Origin of the sequence: Clostridioides sp. ES-S-0005-03 (assembly GCF_020658455.1) — a bacterium.
Classification (GTDB): domain Bacteria; phylum Bacillota; class Clostridia; order Peptostreptococcales; family Peptostreptococcaceae; genus Clostridioides.
The window spans coordinates 557,907-573,186 of the sequence record NZ_JACVWI010000001.1; the positions used below are offsets into that span (position 1 = coordinate 557,907).

The following is a 15,280-nucleotide window of genomic DNA, read 5'->3' on the forward strand; positions in this document are numbered from 1 at the left end:
GAACAAAGAGGAGAAAGGAGCTATAATATGAATAATGTTGTGATTATAGACGATGACAAAGAGCTTTGTGCTCTTATGAAAAAATGTGTAGAGCAAGAAAATTTATCTGCTATTATTGCACATGGAGGTGTGGAGGGATTACGCCTGACTGATGAAAACAAAAATAGCTGCTCTCTTGTGATTTTGGATGTAATGATGCCAGACATAGATGGGTTTCAAGTTCTGAAAAAAATTAGGGAAACAAGTAATGTCCCAGTACTTATGCTTACCGCTAAAAGTGACGAGAATGATAAAGTTTCTGGGTTGCGTCTAGGTGCTGACGATTATCTAACAAAGCCATTCTGCATAAATGAGCTTATGGCTCGTATCAATTCTCTTATTCGCCGTTATACTATGTTAAACCCTACTTTTGTAACAGATACAGATTGCATAATAATAAAAGGCATGGTTATTGACAGAACAAATCGCGTTGTTTCCGTTGACAATATTCCTGTTCAGCTTACAAGCAAAGAATTTGATTTACTTTCTTTTCTGGCTTCTAATAAAGGACGAGTGTTTACCAAAAAACAGATTTATATGCAAGTGTGGGGAGAAGAATATGCTTTTGACGATAGTAATATTATGTCTTTTATCAGTAAATTACGGAAAAAGATTGAAGCAGACCCTGGACATCCATTTTATATTTTGACAGTCCGAGGTGTTGGCTATCGTTTTAATAAGGAGGCATAACCTAAATATGAATGTTTATCTGCTTTTTGCATTTGCTCTTGCTTTAATTATTATAGTGTATCTCATTTCTATTTTGTGGCGTGTCCGAACACAGCTTGCACTTATAAAATATGCTTTAGAAGATATAAAAAACGGGAACCTTAACCGACGTGTTTTAACAAGGAAGAGTGATATAACAAGACAAATTTGCTATGATATTAACGAAATTGCAATCAACAGTCAATCACAGCTTATCCAGCAGAAACAATCGGAACAAGCATACAAACAGCTAATGATAAGTCTTTCCCATGATGTAAAAACTCCACTTGCTTCTTTGGTTGGTTATTTGGAGGCAATCGAAACTGATATTGTTGTAGGAGAAGAAAAGGACGAATATATACATGTTGCGTATAATAAAGCCCAACACTTAAAACATTTTGTAGAAAATCTATTTGAATGGGTGAAATTGGATTCTAGGGAACAGATTTTTCATTTTGAACTTTTCGACTTGAATGAATTATCTCGTAATATTATAGCTGATTGGGTTCCTATTTTAGAAAAATGCCATTTTGAATATGAAATTGATATACCTGAAACTGAGTATGCTATGCACATAGATGTAAACGCATATACCCGCATTCTTAATAATCTATTACAAAATATCATTAGGCATAGTGATGGAGATAAAGTAACACTACGTATTTTTGAAAATGAACAGCAAGTCAAAATTGTAGTAGAAGATAACGGGAAAGGAATATCTTCTGATAATCTCCCACATATCTTTGAAAGAATGTATCAATGTGACCATTCTAGGTCATCAAAAGGTAATGGCTTAGGATTGGCGATTGTAAAAGAACTTATCAATGTTCACAAAGGAACGATTACCGCCAACAGCACCATTGATATGGGGACTATATTTACAATATTGCTTCCGAAAGCTCTGTAAAATGCAGGGCTTTCTTTCTGCTAAAACAAGATAAAAGCAAGGTTTTAGCAAGGTTTTGGCAAGGTTTATGTTGTATACTTCTAATTGTGATTGTTTCTGATATTCTATCAGTTATCACATGACAAAAGTAGTTTTATGGAAAGTGAGGAAATTTTATATGAATGATTTTGTGATTGAAACAAAACATCTGACAAAAGTTTATGGAGAACAGGAAGTGGTTAGCAAAGTCAATCTCCATATTAAAAAAGGTCAAATTTACGGTTTGTTAGGACGCAATGGCGCTGGTAAAACCACGATTATGAAAATAATTTTAGGACTGACACCTATCACTTCTGGCGAAGTAACTGTATTCGGAAAAAATATCAAAGGTAGAGAAAAGCAAATATATCCCCGTATTGGCGCAATTATTGAAACACCAGGATTTTATCCAAATTTAACTGGAACAGAAAATCTTGAAATTTTTGCGAAGCTGCGCGGCACAGCCAGCCCACACGCAGTTGAAAACGCATTGAAAATAGTAGGATTGCATTATAAAGACAAAAAGCTGTTTGGTAAGTATTCACTTGGAATGAAACAGCGTCTGGGAATTGCAAATGCTATTTTACATGACCCAGAAGTGCTGATTTTGGATGAACCTACAAACGGTCTTGACCCTATTGGCATTGCTGAAATGAGAGATTTTATTAAACATTTAAGTGTTGAGTGCGGAAAAACGATTCTTATTTCAAGTCATATTCTTTCGGAAATTTCATTATTGGCTGATGATATTGGAATCATCAATAATGGTGTCCTCTTGGAAGAAAGCAGCATGAGTCAACTAGAAAAGAAAAATCGTAAATATATACTGCTGCAAGTGTCAGATACTCCAAAAGCTTTACTGATTTTAGAGCGTCAATTCAACTTAAAAGATTATTCTGTTCAAGACAGCCATAGCTTACGTATTTACGACACTAATCTGAATATGGGTGAAATAAATAAAGCCCTTGTTATGCAGAATGTTACTGTAACTAGTTCGGGGATTTGTAATGATACTTTAGAGGACTATTTCAAAAAAATTACAGGAGGAGAAGGCATTGCTTAAATTTATTCAAACAGAATTTCTTAAACTGCGCCGCAAGAAACTTATTTGGTTAATGTTGTTAGCTACTCTCATTATGCCATTTTTCGCACTATTATATTTCAAGCATTTGGGAGAAACTGATGTTGACCCAATACAATTTTATAAATGGTCTGCGTTCAGTTATACTATTTTTATTATTTTGCCTGTCGTTTTGGGAATGCTTTGTACGATACTTATGCGCGAAGAAAATCAGTATGATATACTCAAACAACTTTTGATTGTGCCTATAAGCAAAATGGGATACTTTTTCAGTAAATTTTTTGTGGTTTTGATTTACTCTATTTGTTTCATGCTGATTACAGCCATTGCTTCTATTATATTCAGTATACTTCCTGGATATGTCGTATTTGAATGGGGAAGCGTTTTATATTTACTGAAAAAATGTTTGGAATTTGGTGTTATTATTGCTTTTGTAATGCTACCAATTTTAGCAATCGCTGTGTCGCAAAAAGGATACATTCTCCCAACTTGTATAACATTGGTGTATGCCTTTTCTGGTTTTATCTTAATGACAGTAAATATGTATTTACACCCGTTATCCAGTATGGCAGTTATCGTTATGCGAAATAAAGATATTCCAGGTCTTGTATATACACAGGCAATTAACATTCCACTTGCATTTCTTTGTATTTGCATTTGGGATATTGTTTCAATAGTACTTGTAAATATAGCATTAAGAAAAAGAAAGTGAGGTATGAATCATGCAAAAATTACTTTGGGCTGAAAGCCAAAAGCTTCGCCGTTCAAAGGTTGTTTGGATTGCAGTTTTTGCAATAGTTATGGTAGCTACTATGATTTTTGCAGGAGGACAAGGTGTGCATGATGGACCAGATTTACACTATGGATTAAAAACTGTATATGAGGGCTCTCGGTATATAGACAATGCAGGGTGGTATATGGACGAAGTTCAACCCTGGGCAACTTTTTTTGTTCTTCCAGCAGTAATTGCCCTTTTAGGGAGTTATATGATTTGTCGTGAAGAAGATGATGATACCATAAAATCTCTGCGCCTAATTCCTGTAAATGAAGCAAAATTAACCATTGCAAAAATGATTGTTACTTTTGCATTTAGCATACTCCTTTATTTGTTGCTCTTTGCCATAACATTTTTGACTGAAGTTATTTTACATCTTTCCGATTTATCAGTAGAACTGATTTTAAGTTCTTTGAAAGAATATTTTTTAGGTGGTGTAGGTGTATTCCTTGCAATTTCACCCATTATCGCGCTGGTATCACGTATGAAAAAAGGGTATTGGCTTGCGTTAGTATTTACTGAAATTTATTCTGTTACTGGACTATTTGCTAGTATGTCAAATACTCTAAAAACCTTTTATCCTATTTCAGCTATATTTAACTTTTCTGGTTACCACATAACCACTGTAGGAAAAATAATGGGGAGTACTATAATATTGTTGCTGTGCATCTGTCTTTCTGCCTTTATACTGAAAGGGCTAAAACATAGTGAAGAAAATTGAAATAGGTAATATCAAAATGAAGAAGATGAAAAAGCTGATTATGCTTATTGTATTTCTATTACTCTTTGATATGCTACACTGTTATATCGAATGGAAATTCAACAATGACTCACCTAAAGGGATAATAGAACTAATAGATGAGTGGACTGACCAGATTGGTCTGCATCATGTGATGGGTGTATTTTTTTATTCGAAAATGCAACTGGAATCATTTCTGTGTGGCGACTAAGAGTGAAAAGTAGAAATTCCTATCAGAAATGATGAAGCCATTTGAAATTTCAGACAATCATAGAAAACCAGTTTGGTTACATCTATAGATAATTCATCTATGTATTTTAATGTAAGAATAAGCTTATAATGTTTGAGAATCTTATCTAAGCAACTTACTATAATCTGATTTTCATAATCTCGCATGATTTCAAGTTCAATGACCTTAATACAGTCAACAAAAGACTATAAAAGTTATTCAAATTTATAAAAGGATAAATAGATTTAACGGCGATTTTGAAAAAATTAAAGTCGCCGTTTTCATGTTTTGATTTATATTATACAAATATCTATATTTCAAACCTCCATCTTTAATCTCATGAGCATTTAAAAATATTGTGATATTATAGATAGCTTTTTCATTATAATATTAATCTTTTTTATTTACTTTATTTCTTCTTCTTGAGAATTCTTTAAGTGCTTCAGCTTTAATTTTATCAAGTTCTTCATCCTCCATAAAATTAGCATCGTCTTCAAATCCATCTTGTTCTTCGCCATTAAAACGATACATTTTTTTTAGTAAACTCCACAAGGTTTCTAATTCGTCTTGAGTAAACTCATGAAATACATCTGCCATAAAATTTATTCCAACTCTACTACATTTAATCATGACTTGTTTTCCTAAATCGGTAACCTTTACATTAATTGCTCTTTTATCATTTGGGCTTGGAACTACCTGAACATATTCATTTTTTTCAAGGTTAGCAACTATTCTATTTATATTTTGTTTACTTGTACCCATTTTTCGTGCAATATTATTTAATGTTGTTTCTTCTTCTGGTAAGTGAAGAATAGATAAAATAGTCATATATTGTCTTGAAGTAAGTACATCAAAATACTTATCGCCTTCTATTTGTATTTTGTTTGTAAGAGTAAAAAGAGTTGCATATGTTTGATTCATTAGAAACAATTCTTTCAATTCATTTGAATAATCCATAAAATATCTCCTTTGTATTTAGATACTATTTTGACGAAAACAGAATATCACGAATTGAATATAATGTCAATATGATGTCCAAGTATAGTTAAATGTTCTCTCTAAATAATTAATATTCAATAACTAAATTATTATATAGTTATTTAGAGCAACACTTGTATAGCAATTTATGCTAATAATTAATAAGTAAGAAACTTATATAGAACGTTTTGACTTGAAAATTGTAGTAATATAGTATATAAGTTAATATGTTGAATAAATTCAGGCTGGAGGAGTAATTATGAAGTGTACAAATTTTACTTTCAAGGGAAAAGAAGATTTAGATATATATACATATAAATGGGAAGATGAAAGTATAGAAAACCCAAAGGCAATTGTACAAATTGCCCATGGAATGGCAGAAACTGCACAACGGTATGAAGTTTTTGTTAAAGAGCTTACTAAAAATGGATATATAGTATATATAAATGACCATAGAGGACATGGAAAAACCGCAAAGACAGTAGAGAATGTTGGGCATCTAGCTGAAAAAGAAGGTTTTAGATGCCTTGTAGAAGATATGAATACTTTAACAAGTATTATAAAAAAGGAAAATAAAGATTTGCCAATTTATTTATTTGGGCATAGTATGGGGTCATTTGCGAGTCAAAGATACATAATGGATTACAGTGATAATTTATCTGGTCTTATATTATGTGGTTCAAATGGAAAACAAGGTATTATTCTAAATTTTGCTCATCTAATAATTAATCATGAGATTAAAAAGTATGGAAGAAATTCTCGAAGCAATAAAATAAATGATTTAATATTTGGTGGAGAAAGCATAAGAAGAAATAAAAATACTAAATTTGATTGGTTAAGTAGAGATAAAGAACAAGTTGAAAAATATATAAATGACCCATTTTGTGGGGTGGTATGTACTTGTGGCTTTTTTTATGATTTAGTGCAAGGATTAAAAGAAATAGAGGATAAAGAAAACTTAAAAAAGATACCACTTGATATTCCTATTTATATAATATCTGGAGATAAAGACCCTATAGGTAAAAATGGTAAGGGTGTCTTAAGGCTAAGGGATAGATATATAAAATTAGGAGTAAAAGATGTAACATGTAAACTCTATAAAGATGGAAGACATGAATTATTGAATGAGATAAATAAAGAGGAAGTTTTTGAGGATGTTATTTGTTGGTTAAATGAAAAATGGGAATTTTGTAGTCAATGAAATAAGCTTTTAACTTATAATTTAACCAATAGTTAAATTATAAGTCTTTTGTTAACTTTGCCTCGATTTACTAATAAATGCTTTTTTAATATACTTAAATTAAGAGATATACATTAAGGAGGTATATATGCGAATTAAAATAGGTGAAGTCATACAAACATTGAGAAAAGAAAAAAGTTTAACACAAGAACAATTAGCAAAGTTTATAGGAGTGTCAACACCAGCAGTATCTAAATGGGAAAGTGGAAACTCTTATCCAGATATAGAACTATTGCCAGTATTAGCAGATTTTTTTAATGTATCTGTTGATAAACTTTTAAACTATAAAGTAGATTTAAGTGAAGAAGAAGTAATGAAAGTCTATAAAGAACTAGAAGCAACTCTTGCTAAAGTAGAAATTGATTTATTAATAGAGGAACCATTAGAAGAATTTAAAGAAGATTTAGAATCTGTAGAAAGACTTGCTAATATGTATATGGAGAAATATCCTCAAAGTTATCTGCTAAAGTTAAAAATAAGTTCGCTATACCAAATGTATTCATATAAATTTGGTAAAGATAAATTCAATAGTAAAATTAAAGAAACAACAAATATTCTTGAAGATATAGTTAGAAATACAGATGATATTCAGATTAAAGAAACAGCGCTTCTTATTTTATCAAATGCATATTATATGTTAGACGATTACGAAAAGGCAGAATTATATTTAAATATGATACATAAAGCAATAGGAGACACAAGTGTTAATTTAGCTATGATATATTTAAGTCAGAATAGATTAGATGAAGCAGAAACATTACTTCAAAATAAATTATTTAGCGATGTATTTAATGCAACTCTGGATTGTAAAGGATTAATTAATGTATGTAAAAATAAATATAAAGAATTAAAGAAAGAATTAGATGATGGAAGCTATAACAAAAAAACAACAGAAAAAGAAATGGAATATATAAAAAATAAATCATTAGGATATGCAAATATATCTTTAGAAATAAAGAAGAAATTTAGTGAAAATAGAGGAGCTTTTTTTGGAATATACATGGACTACATAGAGTTATCTTTAAATTTCTTATTTTTTAATATGAAAGAAGAAGCTAAAGAAGCTTTATATGGTTTAAATGAAATATTAGAAAAATATCACCTACATGAAAGTTCAGATACAAGTCAAATGATGTTTTTTGATAAAGTAAAATCTAGAAATTCATATACTTTTAATGTATATACTAATCTACTTATCATGTTTAATGATAATAGTTTTAATGAATTAAGAGAAGAACCAATTTTTGAATCTATAATTAAAAAGGTTTCAGAATTGGAGAAAATGTTAAAAGATAAATAAATGTTTAGTGTGACGAACTGAAATTAGTAAATAAAAAGCTGGAAATCAGGATACTTAATAAAGTAAATATCTTGTTTCTAGCTTTTTATTTGCATGAAATAAGTTATCAAACATAGAGATTTAATTTGTATGAAATAAGTCATTAACCGTAGAATATAAAAAAATTATGAATAAAACAAATTTAGAAGTTACAAAAAAGTTACATAAATTTAGAAAGTTATAATATACATATATAATATAAGATTAAAACTGTAATAAATAAGTTAATTTAAAATTTGAACATGAAAGGGGAAATATTATGGAGAAAAGAGAAAAGAAAATAATAATATCATCTTTATTAAGTGTATCAATTTTAATGAGTTTAGTAAGTATATATTCTATATTAAATAAAGAAGAGATAAGTCTAACTGTTAAAGGCCAAGAACAAAAAGTGTCTTCATTTAAAAAGACAGTTGAAGAACTTTTGGATGAACAGGGAGTGAAATACAATTCTGAAGATAAAATTAATCCAAGTTTGAATACAGAATTAAAGGATAACATGAAAATCAAGGTTGTTAAAGTAACTAAAAATCAAAAAGAAGAATTTGAAAAAATACCATTTGACACAAAACATATGAATGATAGCAATTTAGTAAAAGGAAAATCTAAAGTCTATCAGGAGGGAATAGAGGGAGAGAAAAAACTAGTCTATAATTTAACTTACCATGATGGAAAGCTAGTCAAAAAAGTCTTATCAAAAGAAGTGATTTCTAAAGAACCAACTACAAAAATTATAAAAAATGGAACTAAAGAAAAAGTATTAATTGCATCAAGAGGAGCAAATACAAGAGGAGGAAAACATATGAGAGTAGTTGCTACTGCATATGCAGGAGATACTATAACATCTACTGGTACAACACCAAGATGGGGGGTAATTGCAGTTGACCCAAATATAATACCATATGGAACAAAAGTATATATACCTAGATTAGGTATGACATTTGTTGCAGAAGACTGTGGAGGTGCAATTAAAGGGAACAGAATAGATATATTTATGAATAGTGAAGGAAAAGCATCTAATTGGGGGAGACAGAGTCTAGATGTATATGTGTATTAATTTAGTGAATATAATAACTTTACTTAGAAGGAAAAAAAGTATAAAATATGAATTAATTAAACTGTTAGATTATTCTTAAAACAGAAAAAACATAGCTAAGGGGGGATAAGATGAAAATAGTCTGCTTAGGAGACAGTTTAACATATGGATTTGGAGTATCACGAAGTAATTCATGGACAAACATTGTGAGTCAGGAGACTGGTTTAGAAATAATAAATAAGGGTATAAATGGTGATACAACAAGTGGTATGTTAGTTAGATTTAATGAAGATGTTTTACAGAATTCTCCCGATATGGTTTTTATAATGGGTGGTACTAATGATTTTATTGCTGGAGCAGGAAATGAAGTTATTAATTCTAATATAATGGCTATGGTACATCAAGCATATGCAAAAAATATTATACCAATAATAGGTATACCACTGAGACCAGATATTCCAAATGTTAGGGAAGATTGGAGTAGCTTTACGGATTTTAATACAGTATCAAAAAAGTTAGAGTCATATAATTATTGGATAAAAAAATTTAGTGTGACATTTAATACTGATTTTGTAGATTTTTATTCTGAATATAATAAGAGTATGGAAAAAGAAGGATATAAAAAATTATATTTTGATGGATTACATCCAACTAAGGAAGGTCATAGAATAATTGCAAATATTTTTATTAAGTCAATTAATAAGTATATAGAAGAGTCATAATTATATAAAAAAGGTTTATCTATGCAATTATAATAAATGGATAAAATAGGGAGGATTTTATTATGGATTATACTAAAACTTATGAAGAATGGGTAAAGAGTTCATATTTTGATGAAGATACAAAACTAGAATTAGATAAAATAAAAGATAATGAAAAAGAGATAGAAGATAGATTTTATAAAGATTTAGAATTTGGAACGGCTGGTCTTAGAGGTGTAATTGAAGCAGGAACTAATAGAATTAACAAATATACAGTTAGAAGAGCTACTTTTGGATTGGCAAACTATATACTAGAAAATACTACAGAGGAAGAAAAAAATAGGGGCGTAGTAATAGCTCATGATAATAGGCATAAATCTAGAGAATTTTGTATAGAATCTGCAAATACATTAGCAGCGTGTGGTATAAAGGCATATATATTTGATAGTTTAAGAACTACTCCAGAATTGTCCTTTGCTGTTAGAAATCTAAATGCAATAGCAGGGATAGTTATAACAGCTAGCCATAATCCACCTGAATACAATGGATACAAAGTATACTGGGAAGATGGGGCACAAGTTATGCCAGATATTGCAAATGCAATAACAGAAAAAGTAAATAGCATACATGATTATAGTATAATACCAACTTTAAATGAAGCTAATAAAAATTTAGTAGTCTTATTGGACGAAACACAGGATACTGAATTTATAGAAGCTGTAAAAAGTCAAGTTATAAGAAAAGATTTAGTAAAAAGCGTAGGTAAAAATTTTAAAATAGTTTATACACCTCTTTGTGGAACTGGCAATATTCCAATAAGAAGAGCATTAAAAGAAGTAGGATTTGAAAACATATTAGTGGTTCCAGAAGAAGAAAATCCAGACCCAAATTTTGCAGGGCTTGACTACCCAAATCCAGAAGAGAAAAAAGCTTTAAACAGAGGAATATTGCTTGCAAAAGAAAAAGGAGCAGACCTTGTAATAGCAACTGACCCAGATTGTGATAGAGTAGGTGTAGCTGTAAGAACCACTACAGGGGAATATGTATTACTTACAGGGAATCAAATTGGTGGAATGTTGACACACTATATAATAGAAGGCTTAAAAGAAAATAATCAATTAAAAGAAAATCCTACAATGATAAAAACTATAGTTACATCAGAATTTGGAGCGGATATAGCAAAAGAAAATAATGTTGATGTACTAAATGTTCTTACAGGTTTTAAATTTATTGGTGAAAAAATAAAATTATTTGAAGAAAATAAAGATAGAAATTATGTATTTGGATATGAAGAAAGTTATGGTTATTTAGTTGGAACCCATGCAAGAGATAAAGACGGTGTTGTTTCATCATTATTAATATCTGAAATGGCAGCATTTTACTATTCAAAAGGCATGAGCTTATATGAAGGCTTAATAGAACTATATAAGAAATATGGATTCTTTAAAGAACAGACTATATCTTTAACTTTAAAAGGTATAGAAGGTGTGGAAAAAATAAAAGAGATAATATCTTATTTTAGAGAAAATCAAATTGATTGTATAAATAATATAAAGGTAATTGATAAAAAAGACTACAAAAATGGTGTAGATAATCTCCCTAAATCTGATGTTTTAAAATATTTCTTGGAAGATGAGTCTTGGGTAGCTATAAGACCATCTGGGACAGAGCCAAAGCTGAAATTTTATATAGCTGTAAAAGGAACTAGTGATGCTGAAGCAGATGAAAAGCTTAGAGGTTTAAAAGAATATATAGATATTATGGTATCAAAATTAAAATAAAATAGACTAAATTGCTACATAAAAGAATAATAAATAAGTATTAAAGATGCAATTTTATTTGTATTTAAATAAAAGCATTATAAAAAACTGGTTGACATTTAACTGAAAGTTAGCCAGTTTTTTAATTAAAAAGTATTTTACGAAAATTATTATTTTAATTATTTGTTTTGACAGTTTTTGTTATATTTGTAATAAATGATTTATTAAATTTTATACAACAGTATATTTTCTTAGTATGTAAACTTTAAAGACATTTGTTTTGAAAATAGATTTATTTTTCATACTTACTACTAATCTATCTCAGTTTTGTATAATAATATAAAAATAAAATAATATATACTATAGGTAATAAAAGTAATACTTTTAAATCAAGGTCAAAAGTATTAGTATAAAATGCAAATATGAGTGCTAATAATACAATTATTAAGTTTGGGATTGTTTGAAAGAATGCTTGTTTTGCTCTTTTATTCATTGTATTTCCTCCTTGTAAATATTAATATTTTAAAATGTTTTTCATAAAATAATCAGTAACTTATATTTGATTTTCTTAATCAAAGTATAACAAGAGAATAAGAATAAAGAGTTACTAAAATATTACAATAAGAAATAAAGAAACAAAAAAGTTTATATTTCAAGTTTTTAAAATTTCTTTATTATAATTGAGACTATTTAAGTGTGATATAATAAAAAGATACTTACTAATTTTACTTAGAGGAGTTTAACTTATATGGAAGTAAAAAAGATTGATAGTGATTACATAGAACCTTTACTTAATAAATTAATTGATGAATATCACATAAATGAAGATATTTTATCAAATTTGATTAAAATAGAATCAGAAAAACTAAGAAATTATAAAAAATATGAAAAAGAATTTACAGCAGATTTAGACGTATGGGCAAGATGGATAAATTTTGTTTTGCAACTCGAATATACTATAGATGTTGATTCAGATTCTAGGCTTAGAGGTATTTTAAGTTTACTAATTGAGATATATGAAATTAATATTGAATTTATAGCTAAAGTTGCACATGTTGAAGAACAATATTTGGTAGATTTTATAAATGGAGTAGATTATGTGCCAACAGAAGTAAAATACAGTATATGTGCTACTGCTATGAATCTGAGTTTAATATTTAAAAATAAGGAAATATAAAGAGCTAAATAAATAGAATAGATTATAATATATATTTGTATTAATCTACCTTAAATACCTTATGAAGTTATCTATATATAGAAAAAGCACCTATAATTAAAAGGTGCTTTTCTTATTTATACAATTTATATTGTGTCTTTATCCTATTTGTTTTATTAAAGCTTTTGCAGATTTAATCTTTGATTTTTCATTAGTTTTTTCTAATAAGTCTAAAGCACAATTAGTACAAATATTTACTTCATTACAACTATCTTTTTCAGAGTAAGTTATATACTTATTCTTAGATTTGTCTATTTTGTCTCCACAATAATTACATATTATAAAGTTACTCATATTTTAAGACCTCCGTTTTATTTATTTTTGAATATAAAAATATTATTTAAATAGAATTTGCATTAACAATTAATGTAAAATTTGTATAATTCTGAAAATTAACTTGTTAAAATTATAGCAAATTTGCAACTTTACTTTTAATTATAATGTATTTTATTCAAAAGATAAACATTATAACCATAAATACTTAACTTTTATTACATATTTCTTAAATTATAAGCATAAGATTAATATTGATTTGATATAATCAATAATTGTTTAAGAAGAAAATATAATAAATTTAAAAGTTACCCTGCTAATACTAGTTTGTTTAATATTTTTATTTGTTGTTACTTTAAAAAACCTTTTTGTGTTGTCAATTCAATTAGAAAATACATCTCGAATTTTATCCTTTTAAATTAATACCACTAGAAGCTTGTATATAATCATAATTATAGTCCAATAATATATATTTAATTCAAGATTATACTTTTTATTTTCAGTGATTAAAAAATTAAAATATTAGTAGAATTATTATTTTCAGCTTTTATTTACTTTATTTTTGTTTAAATAATTATATTATGGTATGAATCTGAGTATAATTAATATTGTATAATGAAATTAATATTAGAGAAAAGGGGATATTTATGTTTGGGATAGATAAGAAATTAATTGAATATATAGTAGCAAAATCTAATTATAGTGAGTTAAGTTCAAAATCAGCAGAAGTATCTTTTTTCTTAATGTTGTCTATATTTCCTTTTTTAATATTTACAATAAGTTCTATAGCATATATACCAGTTCTTCATTTAAATAAATATATAGCCTTATTTAGAAACATGATGCCAGAGAGTGCTTTTGATGTATTATCTTCAATTATAGTTTCTGCAATAGACAATAGAAGTTTAAATTTTTTAGCTGTCAGTTTTGTACTTACGATGTGGACATCTTCAAGGGCAGTAAAAGCACTTATTAAAGGAATGAATAGAGCTTATAAAGTTAAAGAAACTAGGTCTTTTTTTAAAATCTTATCTATATCATTTTTATTTACGATTATGCTTTTGGTATTGATTTTTTTATCTATGATATTTTTGGTTTATGGAGAGAAGATAGGTTATTTTATTTTTAACTTTATAGGATTAGATGAGATATTCATAAAAATATGGGATATTCTAAGATACACTGTAGGTATTGCAACAATAATAGTAATATTTACATTTTTGTATAAGTATACACCTAATAAGAGTTTGACTATGAAAGAATCTGCTCCAGGTGCTATTTTTGCTACGTTTGCTTGGTTTGTAGTATCATTTTTCTATTCTTATTATACAAACTATTATGCTAACTATGAAGTAATCTATGGAAGCATAGCTGAAATAATTGTACTTATGACATGGATATATTTTAGTAGTTGGGTTATTGTTGTAGGTTATGAATTAAATTCAAGATTGTATTTTAGAAAGATAAGAAATGAAATGTTAAAGTAAAATATTAAAATAAAAATTGGTATTTGATATTGCAAATGTAAATTTTGTAAAAACGTTTTCTAAAAATAATTTACATTTGTTATTACATATGATAATATTGAGTTAAGATATTGGTAAGGAGATGATTCAATGTTGTCAACAGTTACATGGAGAAAAATGCTAATAAGTGCAGCAGAAATATTAAAAGAAAATAAGATATATTTATGTGAATTAGATGGTATAGTTGGAGATGGTGACCATGGAGTTACTGTAGATAGAATAGCTGATTGTATGAGAAAAAGGGCTCTAGAAGAGCATGATGATGATAGTATAAAATCAATTAATGAAGATTTGAGTACTTTATGTATGAATGTAAATGGAGGGTCAGCAGGACCTTTATGGGGAACTATATTTGAGGGAATGGCTGAAGGAATAGAAGATAAAAAAGAACTTAAAATAGAAGAAGTAAAAGATATGTTTATTGAAGCAAGAGAAAATTTATCTCTTATTTCTACTGCTAAAGTAGGTCAAAAAACACTAGTAGATGCATTATACCCAGCAATAGATGCTATGCATACTATTGAAAGTGACAACATAAAAGATGTTTTTAAAGTGGGTTATGAGAAAGCAGTAGAAGGCGCAGAAAGCACTAAAACTTACATAGCAAAATTTGGACGAGCAAAAAGTATAGGGGAAAGAAGTTTAGGGCATATGGACCCAGGCGCTGTTTCTATATCATTAATGTTTAAAGGTTTATATGACGCATTATAAAAGA

Annotated in this window: 16 protein-coding genes; 13 read left to right on the forward strand and 3 right to left on the reverse strand. The window is 28.2% G+C overall.

Going from position 1 to position 15,280, the window contains the following annotated elements:
- Positions 1-27 precede the first annotated feature (27 nt).
- From IC218_RS02630 to IC218_RS02650, 5 genes are all read left to right on the forward strand, one after another.
- Positions 28-729, forward strand: a complete 702-nt coding sequence (locus IC218_RS02630; RefSeq protein WP_227432970.1) for a response regulator transcription factor — start codon at positions 28-30, stop codon at positions 727-729.
- A gap of 7 nt (positions 730-736) precedes the next feature.
- Complete coding sequence (locus IC218_RS02635; protein WP_227823757.1) at positions 737-1,654, forward strand: sensor histidine kinase; 918 nt, start codon at positions 737-739, stop codon at positions 1,652-1,654.
- Between the two features lie 157 nt (positions 1,655-1,811).
- Positions 1,812-2,735, forward strand: a complete 924-nt coding sequence (locus tag IC218_RS02640) for an ABC transporter ATP-binding protein (protein WP_227823758.1) — start codon at positions 1,812-1,814, stop codon at positions 2,733-2,735.
- The gene (locus tag IC218_RS02645) at positions 2,728-3,465 is read left to right on the forward strand and encodes an ABC transporter permease (RefSeq protein WP_227432975.1); all 738 of its coding nucleotides are present in this window, start codon (positions 2,728-2,730) and stop codon (positions 3,463-3,465) included. Before IC218_RS02640 ends, IC218_RS02645 begins: the two co-directional genes overlap by 8 nt.
- A 10-nt stretch (positions 3,466-3,475) precedes the next feature.
- On the forward strand, positions 3,476-4,249 hold the full coding sequence (locus IC218_RS02650; RefSeq protein WP_227482363.1) for an ABC transporter permease: 774 nt from the start codon (positions 3,476-3,478) through the stop codon (positions 4,247-4,249).
- A gap of 637 nt (positions 4,250-4,886) precedes the next feature.
- Here the strand turns inward: IC218_RS02650 and IC218_RS02655 are convergent.
- Complete coding sequence (locus IC218_RS02655; RefSeq protein WP_227432977.1) at positions 4,887-5,453, reverse strand: MarR family winged helix-turn-helix transcriptional regulator; 567 nt, start codon at positions 5,451-5,453, stop codon at positions 4,887-4,889.
- A 280-nt stretch (positions 5,454-5,733) separates the two neighbouring features.
- Here IC218_RS02655 and IC218_RS02660 point away from each other — a divergent pair, with 280 nt between their 5' ends.
- The 5 genes from IC218_RS02660 to IC218_RS02680 all read left to right on the forward strand — a co-directional run bounded on the left by IC218_RS02660 (position 5,734) and on the right by IC218_RS02680 (position 11,571).
- Positions 5,734-6,675 carry an alpha/beta hydrolase gene (locus IC218_RS02660; RefSeq protein WP_227823759.1) on the forward strand — a complete coding sequence of 314 codons (942 nt, stop codon included), beginning with the start codon at positions 5,734-5,736 and terminating at the stop codon, positions 6,673-6,675.
- A gap of 127 nt (positions 6,676-6,802) precedes the next feature.
- Positions 6,803-8,014 (forward strand): helix-turn-helix domain-containing protein, encoded by a 1,212-nt coding sequence (locus tag IC218_RS02665; protein ID WP_227823760.1) that lies wholly within the window; start codon positions 6,803-6,805, stop codon positions 8,012-8,014.
- Positions 8,015-8,312: 298 nt separating this feature from the next.
- On the forward strand, positions 8,313-9,110 hold the full coding sequence (locus tag IC218_RS02670; RefSeq protein ID WP_227432982.1) for a 3D domain-containing protein: 798 nt from the start codon (positions 8,313-8,315) through the stop codon (positions 9,108-9,110).
- Positions 9,111-9,220: 110 nt separating this feature from the next.
- On the forward strand, positions 9,221-9,811 hold the full coding sequence (locus tag IC218_RS02675) for an SGNH/GDSL hydrolase family protein (RefSeq protein ID WP_227432984.1): 591 nt from the start codon (positions 9,221-9,223) through the stop codon (positions 9,809-9,811).
- A gap of 62 nt (positions 9,812-9,873) precedes the next feature.
- The gene (locus IC218_RS02680) at positions 9,874-11,571 is read left to right on the forward strand and encodes a phospho-sugar mutase (RefSeq protein WP_227432985.1); all 1,698 of its coding nucleotides are present in this window, start codon (positions 9,874-9,876) and stop codon (positions 11,569-11,571) included.
- A 295-nt stretch (positions 11,572-11,866) separates the two neighbouring features.
- Here the strand turns inward: IC218_RS02680 and IC218_RS02685 are convergent, their stop codons facing one another.
- A complete protein-coding gene (locus tag IC218_RS02685) occupies positions 11,867-12,043 on the reverse strand; it encodes a hypothetical protein (protein WP_227823761.1) in 177 nt (58 codons plus the stop codon).
- A gap of 255 nt (positions 12,044-12,298) precedes the next feature.
- On the opposite strand from IC218_RS02685, the gene IC218_RS02690 reads away from it, so the two are divergent.
- The gene (locus IC218_RS02690; RefSeq protein ID WP_227432988.1) at positions 12,299-12,727 is read left to right on the forward strand and encodes an HTH domain-containing protein; all 429 of its coding nucleotides are present in this window, start codon (positions 12,299-12,301) and stop codon (positions 12,725-12,727) included.
- A gap of 138 nt (positions 12,728-12,865) precedes the next feature.
- Here the strand turns inward: IC218_RS02690 and IC218_RS02695 are convergent, their stop codons facing one another.
- On the reverse strand, positions 12,866-13,060 hold the full coding sequence (locus IC218_RS02695) for a DNA-directed RNA polymerase (protein ID WP_227432990.1): 195 nt from the start codon (positions 13,058-13,060) through the stop codon (positions 12,866-12,868).
- Positions 13,061-13,686: 626 nt separating this feature from the next.
- On the opposite strand from IC218_RS02695, the gene IC218_RS02700 reads away from it, so the two are divergent.
- Positions 13,687-14,526, forward strand: a complete 840-nt coding sequence (locus IC218_RS02700) for a YihY/virulence factor BrkB family protein (RefSeq protein ID WP_227823762.1) — start codon at positions 13,687-13,689, stop codon at positions 14,524-14,526.
- A gap of 129 nt (positions 14,527-14,655) precedes the next feature.
- Positions 14,656-15,276, forward strand: a complete 621-nt coding sequence (gene dhaL, locus IC218_RS02705) for a dihydroxyacetone kinase subunit DhaL (RefSeq protein WP_227823763.1) — start codon at positions 14,656-14,658, stop codon at positions 15,274-15,276.
- Positions 15,277-15,280 lie beyond the last annotated feature (4 nt).

What these genes read in the sequence shown, in the direction of transcription:
- IC218_RS02630 (WP_227432970.1), top strand. Translation starts at nt 28, where the DNA reads ATGAATAATGTTGTGATTATAGACGATGACAAAGAGCTTTGTGCTCTT.
- IC218_RS02635 (WP_227823757.1), top strand. Translation starts at nt 737, where the DNA reads ATGAATGTTTATCTGCTTTTTGCATTTGCTCTTGCTTTAATTATTATA.
- IC218_RS02640 (WP_227823758.1), top strand. Translation starts at nt 1,812, where the DNA reads ATGAATGATTTTGTGATTGAAACAAAACATCTGACAAAAGTTTATGGA.
- IC218_RS02650 (WP_227482363.1), top strand. Translation starts at nt 3,476, where the DNA reads ATGCAAAAATTACTTTGGGCTGAAAGCCAAAAGCTTCGCCGTTCAAAG.
- IC218_RS02655 (WP_227432977.1), bottom strand. Translation starts at nt 5,453, where the DNA reads ATGGATTATTCAAATGAATTGAAAGAATTGTTTCTAATGAATCAAACA.
- IC218_RS02660 (WP_227823759.1), top strand. Translation starts at nt 5,734, where the DNA reads ATGAAGTGTACAAATTTTACTTTCAAGGGAAAAGAAGATTTAGATATA.
- IC218_RS02665 (WP_227823760.1), top strand. Translation starts at nt 6,803, where the DNA reads ATGCGAATTAAAATAGGTGAAGTCATACAAACATTGAGAAAAGAAAAA.
- IC218_RS02670 (WP_227432982.1), top strand. Translation starts at nt 8,313, where the DNA reads ATGGAGAAAAGAGAAAAGAAAATAATAATATCATCTTTATTAAGTGTA.
- IC218_RS02675 (WP_227432984.1), top strand. Translation starts at nt 9,221, where the DNA reads ATGAAAATAGTCTGCTTAGGAGACAGTTTAACATATGGATTTGGAGTA.
- IC218_RS02680 (WP_227432985.1), top strand. Translation starts at nt 9,874, where the DNA reads ATGGATTATACTAAAACTTATGAAGAATGGGTAAAGAGTTCATATTTT.
- IC218_RS02685 (WP_227823761.1), bottom strand. Translation starts at nt 12,043, where the DNA reads ATGAATAAAAGAGCAAAACAAGCATTCTTTCAAACAATCCCAAACTTA.
- IC218_RS02690 (WP_227432988.1), top strand. Translation starts at nt 12,299, where the DNA reads ATGGAAGTAAAAAAGATTGATAGTGATTACATAGAACCTTTACTTAAT.
- IC218_RS02695 (WP_227432990.1), bottom strand. Translation starts at nt 13,060, where the DNA reads ATGAGTAACTTTATAATATGTAATTATTGTGGAGACAAAATAGACAAA.
- IC218_RS02700 (WP_227823762.1), top strand. Translation starts at nt 13,687, where the DNA reads ATGTTTGGGATAGATAAGAAATTAATTGAATATATAGTAGCAAAATCT.
- dhaL (WP_227823763.1), top strand. Translation starts at nt 14,656, where the DNA reads ATGTTGTCAACAGTTACATGGAGAAAAATGCTAATAAGTGCAGCAGAA.